The sequence below is a fragment of the Blautia sp. SC05B48 genome (genome assembly GCF_005848555.1).
Lineage (GTDB): Bacteria > Bacillota > Clostridia > Lachnospirales > Lachnospiraceae > Blautia_A.
Window position 1 is genome coordinate 280674 of record NZ_CP040518.1, and the last position, 11101, is coordinate 291774.

The 11101-nt window shown below is 46.9% G+C and carries 8 protein-coding genes; 4 read left to right on the forward strand and 4 right to left on the reverse strand.

Features of this window, described 5'->3' with window-relative positions:
- Positions 1-294 precede the first annotated feature (294 nt).
- The gene (locus tag EYS05_RS01180; protein WP_138276408.1) at positions 295-4536 is read left to right on the forward strand and encodes a 2-hydroxyacyl-CoA dehydratase; all 4242 of its coding nucleotides are present in this window, start codon (positions 295-297) and stop codon (positions 4534-4536) included.
- A gap of 135 nt (positions 4537-4671) precedes the next feature.
- On the opposite strand, the gene EYS05_RS01185 is transcribed toward EYS05_RS01180, so the two are convergent.
- The 3 genes from EYS05_RS01185 to EYS05_RS01195 are packed head-to-tail and all read right to left on the reverse strand — an operon-like array spanning position 4672 to position 5822.
- Positions 4672-5295 carry a manganese catalase family protein gene (locus EYS05_RS01185; RefSeq protein WP_015527157.1) on the reverse strand — a complete coding sequence of 208 codons (624 nt, stop codon included), beginning with the start codon at positions 5293-5295 and terminating at the stop codon, positions 4672-4674.
- Positions 5296-5298: 3 nt separating this feature from the next.
- Positions 5299-5577 (reverse strand): spore coat protein CotJB, encoded by a 279-nt coding sequence (locus EYS05_RS01190; protein WP_110103245.1) that lies wholly within the window; start codon positions 5575-5577, stop codon positions 5299-5301.
- Complete coding sequence (locus EYS05_RS01195) at positions 5577-5822, reverse strand: spore coat associated protein CotJA (protein ID WP_110103204.1); 246 nt, start codon at positions 5820-5822, stop codon at positions 5577-5579. The genes EYS05_RS01190 and EYS05_RS01195 overlap by 1 nt, the downstream gene beginning before the upstream one ends.
- Before the next feature lie 243 nt (positions 5823-6065).
- On the opposite strand from EYS05_RS01195, the gene trkA reads away from it, so the two are divergent.
- Entirely contained in the window at positions 6066-7424 is a 1359-nt protein-coding gene (trkA, locus tag EYS05_RS01200; protein ID WP_110103205.1) for a Trk system potassium transporter TrkA, read from the forward strand.
- Between the two features lie 12 nt (positions 7425-7436).
- Positions 7437-8876 (forward strand): TrkH family potassium uptake protein, encoded by a 1440-nt coding sequence (locus tag EYS05_RS01205; RefSeq protein ID WP_110103206.1) that lies wholly within the window; start codon positions 7437-7439, stop codon positions 8874-8876.
- Between the two features lie 337 nt (positions 8877-9213).
- On the opposite strand, the gene EYS05_RS01210 is transcribed toward EYS05_RS01205, so the two are convergent.
- Positions 9214-10149: a radical SAM protein gene (locus EYS05_RS01210; protein ID WP_227573884.1), complete on the reverse strand. Its 936-nt coding sequence runs from the start codon at positions 10147-10149 to the stop codon at positions 9214-9216.
- A gap of 228 nt (positions 10150-10377) precedes the next feature.
- Here EYS05_RS01210 and EYS05_RS01215 point away from each other — a divergent pair, with 228 nt between their 5' ends.
- Positions 10378-11079 carry a response regulator transcription factor gene (locus EYS05_RS01215; RefSeq protein WP_110103207.1) on the forward strand — a complete coding sequence of 234 codons (702 nt, stop codon included), beginning with the start codon at positions 10378-10380 and terminating at the stop codon, positions 11077-11079.
- Positions 11080-11101 lie beyond the last annotated feature (22 nt).

Sequence of the window (11101 nt, forward strand, 5' to 3'; positions counted from 1 at the left end):
CCTTCTAAAAACATTTTAAAGTTGTCCCTGTCCGGCATCTGTGTTACAAGTACAGCCATAACCAGCTGCCGATGCAAATATCTTTCAAAACTTTTAGTCAATATCATAACACATTTTTTTCTTTACGGCTACTGATTGTTAAACTTTTACATTGCCATTTTTTAAACGATATCGTATAATATAGAATATTCGCTTAAAAATCCTTTATAATAAGAAGAAACAACTCCCATCTGACAGAAATGTCAGAGTCGGGAAACCCCTGTATAGATACAACGAGGAGGAAATCAATTTTTTATGAAGAAACACACACTTGGAATTGACATTGGTTCCACCACTGTTAAGATTGCGATCTTAGACGAAAACGATACGCTTGTCTTCTCCGACTATGAGAGACATTTTGCAAATATCCAGGAAACCCTTGCAGATCTTCTTCAGAAAGCTGAGGATCAGCTTGGTGAACTGACACTCTGTCCGGTCATTACAGGTTCCGGCGGACTGACACTTGCCAATCATCTGGAAGTACCTTTTGTACAGGAGGTTATCGCCGTATCCACTTCCCTGCAGAAGCTGGCACCAAAGACGGATGTTGCTATCGAGCTTGGAGGCGAGGATGCCAAGATCATCTATTTCGAAAACGGAAATGTAGAGCAGCGTATGAATGGCATCTGTGCCGGCGGTACCGGTTCCTTCATTGACCAGATGGCATCTCTGCTCCAGACCGATGCACCAGGTCTTAATGAATACGCCAAACATTACAAGGCACTTTATCCCATTGCGGCACGCTGCGGTGTTTTCGCAAAAACAGATATCCAGCCACTGATCAACGACGGAGCAACTAAGGAAGACCTTTCTGCCTCCATTTTCCAGGCAGTTGTCAACCAGACCATTTCCGGTCTTGCCTGCGGTAAACCGATCCGCGGACACGTTGCCTTCCTTGGCGGGCCTCTTCACTTCCTTTCTGAGCTGAAGACTGCTTTTATCCGAACCCTGAAGCTGGATGATGAACATATTATCGCACCGGACAACTCTCATCTGTTCGCAGCCATCGGCTCCGCCCTGAATGCAAAGCAGGATGTTACCGTTTCCCTGACTGAACTGAAGGAACGCATGCGGACCACCATCAAGCTGGATTTTGAGGTAGAACGTATGGAGCCGCTTTTTGCCACAGAGGACGACTACCAGGCTTTCCATGACCGTCAGAGTGCCTACAGGGTAAAAACCGGAGATCTTTCCACCTATAAGGGAAAATGCTTCCTGGGGATCGACGCCGGCTCTACCACAACAAAAACCGCGCTGGTAAGCGAAGACGGAACTCTTCTTTATTCCTTCTACAGCAGTAACAACGGAAACCCGCTGAAAACCACCATCAACTCCATCAAGGAGATTTACAGCCTTCTTCCGGAAGATGCAGAAATTGCTTTTTCCTGCTCCACCGGTTACGGCGAAGCCCTGATCAAAGCGGCACTTCTTCTTGACGAAGGTGAAGTCGAAACCGTTTCCCATTATTACGCAGCTGCTTTCTTTGATCCTGAAGTAGACTGCATCCTGGATATCGGCGGTCAGGATATGAAATGTATCAAGATCCGTAACCAGACTGTTGACAGTGTACAGCTCAACGAAGCATGTTCCTCAGGCTGCGGTTCCTTTATCGAAACCTTTGCAAAATCTCTGAACTACACAGTACAGGACTTTGCAAAAGCAGCTCTTTTTGCAAAACATCCCATTGATCTTGGAACACGCTGTACTGTATTTATGAATTCCAAAGTTAAGCAGGCCCAGAAGGAAGGCGCTGAGGTTTCCGATATCTCCGCTGGTCTTGCCTACTCCGTTATCAAAAACGCCCTCTATAAGGTTATCAAGGTTTCCGATGCTTCCGAGCTTGGCAAGCATATCGTTGTACAGGGTGGTACCTTCTATAATGACGCAGTTCTCCGCAGCTTTGAGAAGATTGCCAACTGCCAGGCCATCCGTCCGGATATCGCCGGGATCATGGGTGCCTTCGGTGCTGCTCTGATCGCAAGGGAGCGCTATCAGGAGGGTGAAAAAACCTCCATGCTTTCCATCGATCAGATCAACAGCCTCCAGTACACCACCTCCATGGCAAACTGCCGCGGATGTACCAACAACTGTCGTCTGACCATCAACAAATTCTCCGGCGGCCGTAAATACATCAGCGGAAACCGCTGTGAGCGCGGACTTGGAAAGGAAAAGAACAAGGATCATATCCCGAACCTTTTCGATTACAAATATAAAAGGATTTTTTCCTATGAACCTCTTTCCGCAGATAAGGCTACCCGTGGACAGGTTGGTATCCCACGTGTTCTGAATATGTTTGAGAATTACCCGTTCTGGTATACCTTCTTCACAGAGCTGAAATACCAGGTGGTGCTTTCTCCTACTTCCACACGTAAGATCTACGAGCTGGGTATTGAGTCCATCCCAAGTGAATCCGAATGCTACCCGGCCAAGCTTGCGCACGGACATGTCACATGGCTGATCCGTAACGGTGTGAAGTTTATCTTCTACCCCTGCATCCCTTACGAACGCAACGAGTTCCCGGATGCGGTCAACCATTATAACTGCCCGATCGTTACTTCCTATGCGGAAAATATCAAAAACAATGTGGACGAGCTCAGTGATCCATCCATCACCTTCCGCAACCCGTTCCTGGCATTTACTTCCGAGGATATCCTGACAAACCGCCTTGTGGAAGAATTTCAGGATATTCCTGCTGCCGAGGTCAAAGCTGCTGCCCATAAGGCCTGGGAAGAACTTGCAGCCGTACATACGGATATCCAGAAAAAGGGTGAGGAAACCCTGCAGTACCTGAAAGAAACCGGCCGCCGCGGAATCGTTCTTGCAGGCCGTCCATACCATATTGACCCGGAAATCCACCACGGTATCCCGGATATGATCAACAGCTACGGAATCGCCGTATTTACCGAAGACTCCGTTGCACACCTTGGACATCTGGAGCGTCCCATCCGTGTCAACGACCAGTGGATGTATCACTCCCGTCTCTACTCTGCCGCAAATTTTGTAAAAACAAGAGAGGATCTGGATCTGATCCAGCTGAATTCCTTCGGATGCGGACTTGATGCCGTTACCACCGATGAGGTTTATGAGATCCTGGATGGAAGTGACAAGATCTACACCTGCCTGAAGATCGATGAGGTCAACAACCTGGGTGCGGCAAGGATCCGTATCCGTTCCCTGATCGCTGCTATCCGTGCAAAACAGGCACAGAATAAAAAAAGGAACATCAAGCCGGCTTCCATTGAGAAGATATCCTTTACCAAGCAGATGCGTAAGGAGTACACCATTCTCTGCCCGCAGATGTCTCCATTCCATTTCGGAATCTTTGAGGCTGCTTTTAAGGCATCCGGCTATAACCTGGAAGTCCTCCCCAACGACAACAAGCATGCTGTTGATGTGGGCCTTAAATATGTAAACAACGATGCCTGCTATCCGTCCCTGATGGTTGTGGGACAGATCATGGATGCTCTTCTTTCCGGCAAATATGACCTGAACAAAACTGCAGTCATCATGTCTCAGACAGGCGGCGGCTGCCGTGCCTCCAACTATATCGCATTCATCCGCCGTGCCTTGAAAAAAGCCGGCATGGAGCAGATCCCGGTTATCTCCCTCAACTTAAGCGGACTGGAGAGCAACCCTGGCTTTAAGCTGACACTGCCGCTGATCAAGCGTATCGTTTACGGTGCCGTATTTGGTGATATCCTGATGAAATGCGTATATCGCATGCGCCCTTACGAACTGGAAAAGGGTATCGTAAACCGCAAGCACAAGATCTGGGAGCAGCGCGTCATTGCCTTCGTAACAGGCAGCAGCGTCAGCCATGGTACCTTCAAAAAAATGTGCCGTGAGATGGTCCATGATTTTGATACGATCCCGATTTCCGATGAGAAAAAGCCTCGCGTTGGTATCGTAGGTGAGATCCTGGTCAAGTTCCTGCCTGCTGCCAACAACCACCTGGCAGATCTTCTGGAGGCAGAAGGTGCTGAACCGGTTGTTCCGGATCTTATCGACTTTATCTGCTACTGCTTCTACAACCAGAATTTCAAGGTTGAAAAGCTTGGATTCAAGAAATCCAAGGCAACCATCGCAAATCTTGGTCTCAGAGCCATCGACTGGCTGAGAAAAACAGCAAATGAGGCCCTGGAGCAGAGCCGCCACTTTACACCGGCCGCAGATATCCGTGATCTTGCAAAAATGGCTGCGCCCATCGTTTCTGCCGGAAATCAGACCGGTGAGGGATGGTTCCTGACCGGAGAGATGATGGAACTCATCCACGGCGGTGTCCCGAACATCGTCTGCATCCAGCCTTTTGGATGCCTGCCGAACCACATCGTAGGAAAAGGTGTCATCAAGGAAGTTCGCCGTGAGCATCCGGAAGCCAACATTGTTGCCATCGACTACGATCCAGGTGCCAGCGAAGTAAATCAGCTGAACAGGATCAAGCTTATGCTTTCCACAGCACAGAAGAATCTGCATAAAAACGATAAAAAAGACGCATAACAATAAATGCAGGTTACAAATATTTTTTCCCAAAAAACAAATTCAAAGCTGCACAGCCGCAGGATCACTGTCGGCTGTGCAGCTCTTTTTATTTCAGATATGATTCCTGTCAGACAGATGTTTTTCTCTGATCCATCATTCTTCACAGGAGGCTTTGCACGGAGCATCAAAGCTCGGATTAAAGGCATAGAAATTTTTAGCATCCAGCTGCTCCTGCACAGAACGCAATGCTTCACCGAAGCGCTGGAAATGAACCACCTCTCTTGCCCGAAGGAAACGTATGGGATCTGCAACTTCCGGGATGTTTTTCACCACCCGGAGGATATTATCGTAGGTGGAGCGTGCCTTCTGTTCTGCTGCCAGATCTTCAAACAGATCCGTGATCGGATCACCCTTACTCTGGAATTCGCATGCATTAAACGGAACTCCACCTGCAGCCTGCGGCCAGATTCCCACCGTGTGGTCAATATAATACGGCCCAAGTCCGCTGTTCTCAATTTCTTCCATCGAGAGATCCTTTGTCAGCTGATGGACAATGGTGGACACGATTTCCAAATGTGCCAGTTCTTCTGTTCCCACATCATTGAGCACAGCCGCGACCATCCGGTTCGGTGCGGTAAAACGCTGGGAAAGATACCGCATGGAAGCTCCTATTTCTCCGTCCGGTCCGCCATACTGGCTGGATATAAACTGTGCCAGCTTTGCATTGGGCGTCTTGATATTTACAGGATACTGGAGTCTTTTTTCATAATTCCACATACCTTATCTGCACCCTCCTTCCTGTTCCCATGGAAACGGCTGTTCCATCCACTGCCATGACTTAAGATTGCTGTCGTTTCCGGTATCAATGGTCAGCGGTCCATAAAACTTTGCATATTTTTCCAGGAGCTCATTTCTTCTGGCTGAAAGCTCACTGTAATATTCAAGAGCCCTTTTTTCTTTTGGATGCGTATCCAGAAAAAGGAGAAGATCGTCAATGGCAAAGCTTACCTGGTCAATAAACTGCAGCAGTTCTTTTTTTGAAGTACAATTTCCGGACATCATCGGCACCCTCCTCTCCTGCCGCAGAACGGCTTGCAAAGCTCAGGGAAGATAGTTCCGACCTGAAGAGCTTTTTTCAGTTCAAAGGTAGGCGCAAATTCCTGATATGGCACATACGCCATTGCAGGAACCTGTTTTGCCATATCAGAAAATGATTGATCCGTCCGGCCTGCCATCCCGCTATTCATCCCACAGGTATACTGATATGGCCGGCAGCCCGAACGATTCATCTGAAATCGGTCCATAATCGAAATCCTTTCATTCATGATCACGCTATATTTTATGACCGTTTTTTAAACTTGTGAAAACGGGAATGTTCACTTTCCTTCACATATATCTGTCTTTCTGCCATTTTTTTCTATATATACAGGAAAATATTACTGTTTAAAAATCAGATATACAGTGCTATAATATCCTTGCCTATCTTTACACGGATGGGCGCTTTTACTTATGATTTGTAGCCTGACCGGCTATTGAAGGAGGAAATTATGCAGGTAATTATTGTAGGCTGCGGAAAAGTCGGTAGAAATCTTGCAGAGCAGCTTCAGGCAGAGGATATTGATATCACTCTTGTCGACGTTATTGCCGACAAGATCAATGATCTCTGCGAAAATATCGACGCTATGGGAATCGTCGGTAATGGTGCCAGCATCAATACTTTAATGGAGGCAGGTGTTGATACTGCAGATATCCTGATCGCAGTTACCGCTTCTGACGAGCTGAACCTTCTCTGCTGTCTGATCGCGCAGAAGGCCAACCACTGCCAGACTATCGCCCGCGTCCGTAATCCCATTTATGAAAAAGAAATCGGATTCATCAAAGAACGTCTTGGTGTTACCATGATCATTAACCCGGAGTTTGCTGCTGCCCAGGAAATTTCACGGCTTCTCCGTTTTCCATCTGCGATCAAGATTGACACCTTTGCACGTGGTCGTGTAGAACTTCTCAAGTTTAAAGTTCTCCCGGAATTCAAGCTGGACGGAATGAGCGTTTCCCAGATCTCAGATGCTTTCCGAAGTGATATTCTGGTCTGCGCGATCGAGAGCCGTGACAATGTATCCATTCCTGGTGGTGATCACATTATACACGACGGAGATATGGTTTCCATTCTGGCCTCTCCGCTTAATGCAGCGGCATTTTTCCGTAAGATCGGTCTCAAGACCAATCAGGTCAAAAACTGTATCATCGTAGGTGGCGGAACCATTTCATACTATCTTGCCCATGCACTTCTCGATATGAAGATCGATGTCAAGATCATCGAGCAGAACAAAAATCGCTGCGAGCACTTAAGCGAACTGCTTCCGGATGCGACTATCATCAATGGTGATGGAACAAACCGTTCTCTTCTTCTCGAAGAAGGACTTTCCGAGTCCGAATCTTTTGTCACTCTGACAAATCTGGATGAAGAGAATGTATTTCTTGCCCTCTTTGCCAAAAGCATCTCCGATGCCAAGCTGGTTGCCAAGGTCAACCGTCTGGAATTTGATGATGTCATCGACTCCCTGGATATCGGAAGTGTCATCTACCCGAAAAATATCACTGCTGATTATATCCTGCAGTATGTCCGCGCCACTCAGAACAGCATCGGCAGCAATGTAGAAACTCTTTATCATATTCTGGATGGCAATGCAGAAGCACTGGAATTTGCGATCCGTGAGGAATCTGCCGTAACTTATATCCCTCTTGCAGAGTTGAATCTCCGCAAAAATCTTCTGGTGGGATGCCTGAACCGCAACGGCCGCATCCGCATTCCCCGTGGTCAGGATATGATCCAGGTGGGAGATACCGTGATCATCGTAACCACTCACAAGGGGCTTCGCGACATCACAGATATACTGGAAAAATAGAGGTACTGACAAATGAATTATTCGATTATTATTTATATCCTGGGATGGATCATGAATGTGGAGGCTGTCTGTATGCTGGTTCCCGGCATCACTGCCCTTATCTACCGCGAAAAATCCGGTATTGCCTTCCTGATCACGATCCTGGCATGTCTGGCTATCGGTGTTCCTCTGGTCAGCCGCAAGCCCTCCAAAAAAGCATTCTACGCCCGTGAAGGTCTTGTTACCACTGCCTTAAGCTGGATCGTTCTCAGTATTGTCGGCGCTGTGCCTTTTGTACTCAGCGGAGCTATCCCCGATCCGATCGATGCTTTTTTTGAGATCGTTTCCGGTTTTACCACAACCGGTTCCAGTATCCTTTCTGATCCAACACAGATGCCTTACTGCATCAACATCTGGAGATGCTTTTCCCACTGGATCGGTGGTATGGGGGTTCTGGTATTTATCCTGACACTACTGCCCCTTTCAGGTGGCTATCATATGAACCTTATGAAGGCAGAAAGCCCCGGTCCTTCCGTAGGAAAGCTTCTTCCAAAAGTCCAGTCAACTGCCAAGATCCTATACAAGATCTACATTGCGCTCACTGTTGCACTGATCATCCTTCTGCTTCTTGGAGGGATACCTCTTTACGACAGTCTCTGTGCAGCATTTGGAACTGCCGGAACCGGTGGGTTCGGAATCAAATCCGACAGTATGGGAAGCTACAGCTTATATGTTCAGATCGTCATCACCATCTTTATGATCCTGTTTGGCGTTAACTTCAATGTCTATTTTCTTCTTCTCACCAGGAAGTTTTCTCAGGCATTGAAATCTGAAGAGGTCCGTTGCTACTTCTTTGTGATCATCGCTTCTGCCCTGATGATCACACTCAACGTCCGACATCTGTTTGACAATGTGTGGGAAGCACTTCAGCAGGCATTTTTCCAGGTTGGTTCTATTATCACTACCACCGGTTATGCCACTACGGATTATAACCAGTGGCCTGCAGTATCCAGAACGATTCTGGTACTGCTTACCTTCTGTGGTGCCTGTGCCGGCAGTACAGGCGGCGGAATCAAGATTTCCCGTCTTCTGCTTCTTGCAAAATCTGTTCGCAAGGAACTGCATCTTTATCTGCACCCCAACGCAGTAAAAAAGATCAAAATGGACGGAAAAGCGGTGTCTCACGAAGTTATGCGTGCCACCAATATTTATATGATCGTTTATCTGATGATTGTGGCTGCATCTATCTTCATCATCAGTTTTGATGAATTTGATCTTGTAACAAATTTCACAGCCGTAGTCACCACTTTAAACAATGTAGGTCCCGGTCTTTCCCTGATCGGTCCTACCGGAAACTTCGGGATCTTTTCTCCGCTGTCCAAGCTGGTCCTTTCTTTTGATATGCTGGCCGGCCGACTGGAGCTATTTCCGATCCTGATCCTTTTTCTTCGTGAAACCTGGAAGAAATTCTGATAAAATAAAAATCGGAGAACTGATATGTTATCATCAGCTTCTCCGATTTTTTTCTCCTGATACAGGCACGCTCCTGCCTGCTGCTTATTGCTTTTCGCAATTGAAGCAGAGGCTTTCCCTGGTTCGGTTAACATTCCGTCTCTCATTTATTCATGTATATATTCGTCATATTTTGCTATATTCGTGGCATAAATTGTTCTTTTCACATTTATTTCAAATGTTAGACACACTTTCTTCACATTTTTGCTGTATATTATAGGTCATAGAAGGTGATGAACTTTCTATAATATTTTTCTTTTTCATACGCGCCGGTACGAAAGTACCGGCCTCCTTCCATTTACGGAGTATTTTTTTCCACTCCCTCATAATCGAAATCAGGAATAAAGCTTTCTGAAGCAGTTTCTCCTTCCTGGATAAATCCATTCTGAATCCCCATATCCACAGCAGCATCCAGAACTTTTTCATACTCTCTTTTTGTAACTTTCCGGTTTAATTCCTTAAATTCCACAAATTTTCTCACCGGCGTATACTGATTCATAATACTGATATAAATATCCTCCCCATAGGTTTCATGAAGATACCTCAGAGCTTTTATGGAATTTCCTGTATGTCCCGGCAGGATCAGATGCCGGACAATGGTTCCCTTCCGGATGTATCCATCCTCTCCAAACTCACATTTCCCGGTCTGACGCACCATCTCTCCGATTGCAGCCTTTGCAGCCTGCACATAATCCGGCGCATAAGAAAATTTCTGTGCAAGCTCCGGATCCAGATATTTCAGATCCGGAAGATAAATGTCCACATATCCTTCCAGAAGCTTCAGGGTTTCTGTTTTTTCATACCCACTGGAATTATACACCACCGGAATATCCAGACCATTCCTTCGGGCCATATCCAGTGCCTCTATGATCTGTGGTACATAGTGTGCACCTGTTACCAGATTGATGTTTGCAGCTCCTTTTTCCTTCAGTTCCAGAAAAATCTCTCCAAGCCGTTCCACACTTACAGCCCGTCCCCTGCTCCCGATGGCAATATCATGATTCTGGCAGAAACAGCAGCGCAGTCCGCACCCGGAAAAGAACACTGCCCCGGAACCTTTTGTTCCGGAGATACAGGGTTCCTCCCACATGTGAAGTGCAGCCCTTGCCAGATAAATTCTCTCATCCATGCCACAGAAGCCTTTTTTCCCTGCACCCCGGTCTGCCAGGCATTCTCTTGGACAAAGAGCACAAGCTGACATAATTTCTTCCGTACAGTGTGCGCTCCCTGCCATACTGCTGATTTTATTTTCATTCTCCACTTTCACTTTTCTCCTGATCTTTCTTCTATTATCGTTATTTTCTCTACTAGTTTAGCACATCACGTCTGCTGCCAACAAGTCTTTCTCTGTTTACACTATATCCTTAATATAGTACAATGGATTTCATGAAATCTTAAGAATTTACCCCTTTCGTCTTAATTTCCGACTGCTATTCTAACAACATCAGGGAGGTACAAAAAAGTGGCTAACATACTTGTTTGCGATGACGACAAAGACATCGTGGAAGCTATCGAAATCTATCTTACACAGGAAGGCTATTGCATTCTGAAAGCCTATGACGGACAGGAAGCGCTGGATATCCTGAACAGCGAAACTGTAGATCTGCTGATCATCGATGTGATGATGCCCCGTCTCGACGGAATCCGGGCAACAGTCAGGATCCGGGAAAGCAATCCTCTGCCCATCATCATCCTGTCCGCAAAATCTGAAGACACGGACAAAATCCTGGGCCTCAACATCGGTGCAGATGACTATATCACCAAACCCTTCAATCCTCTGGAGCTGATCGCCAGGGTAAAATCCCAGCTGCGCCGGTACACACAGCTTGGCTCCGCTGCACCGGCATCATCGGAACACATCTACACAACCGGAGGTCTTACGGTAAACGATGACAAAAAAGAGGTGCTGGTAGATGGAGAAGCGGTACGGATGACGCCCATCGAATATAATATCCTGCTTCTTCTCATGAAAAATCCCGGACGTGTTTTTTCCACCACGCAGATCTACGAGAGCATCTGGAATGAAGATGCTCTGGCCGCGGATAACACTGTAGCCGTCCACGTCCGTCACATTCGCGAAAAGATTGAGATCAATCCCAGGGATCCCCGCTATCTGAAAGTTGTCTGGGGCCTGGGTTATAAAATCGAAAAACTGAGCCGGTGAGCCAGCCGGCCATGAAGTATCT

What these genes read in the sequence shown, in the direction of transcription:
- EYS05_RS01180 (WP_138276408.1), top strand. Translation starts at nt 295, where the DNA reads ATGAAGAAACACACACTTGGAATTGACATTGGTTCCACCACTGTTAAG.
- EYS05_RS01185 (WP_015527157.1), bottom strand. Translation starts at nt 5,295, where the DNA reads ATGTGGAATTATGAAAAAAGACTCCAGTATCCTGTAAATATCAAGACG.
- EYS05_RS01190 (WP_110103245.1), bottom strand. Translation starts at nt 5,577, where the DNA reads ATGTCCGGAAATTGTACTTCAAAAAAAGAACTGCTGCAGTTTATTGAC.
- EYS05_RS01195 (WP_110103204.1), bottom strand. Translation starts at nt 5,822, where the DNA reads ATGGACCGATTTCAGATGAATCGTTCGGGCTGCCGGCCATATCAGTAT.
- trkA (WP_110103205.1), top strand. Translation starts at nt 6,066, where the DNA reads ATGCAGGTAATTATTGTAGGCTGCGGAAAAGTCGGTAGAAATCTTGCA.
- EYS05_RS01205 (WP_110103206.1), top strand. Translation starts at nt 7,437, where the DNA reads ATGAATTATTCGATTATTATTTATATCCTGGGATGGATCATGAATGTG.
- EYS05_RS01210 (WP_227573884.1), bottom strand. Translation starts at nt 10,149, where the DNA reads ATGGCAGGGAGCGCACACTGTACGGAAGAAATTATGTCAGCTTGTGCT.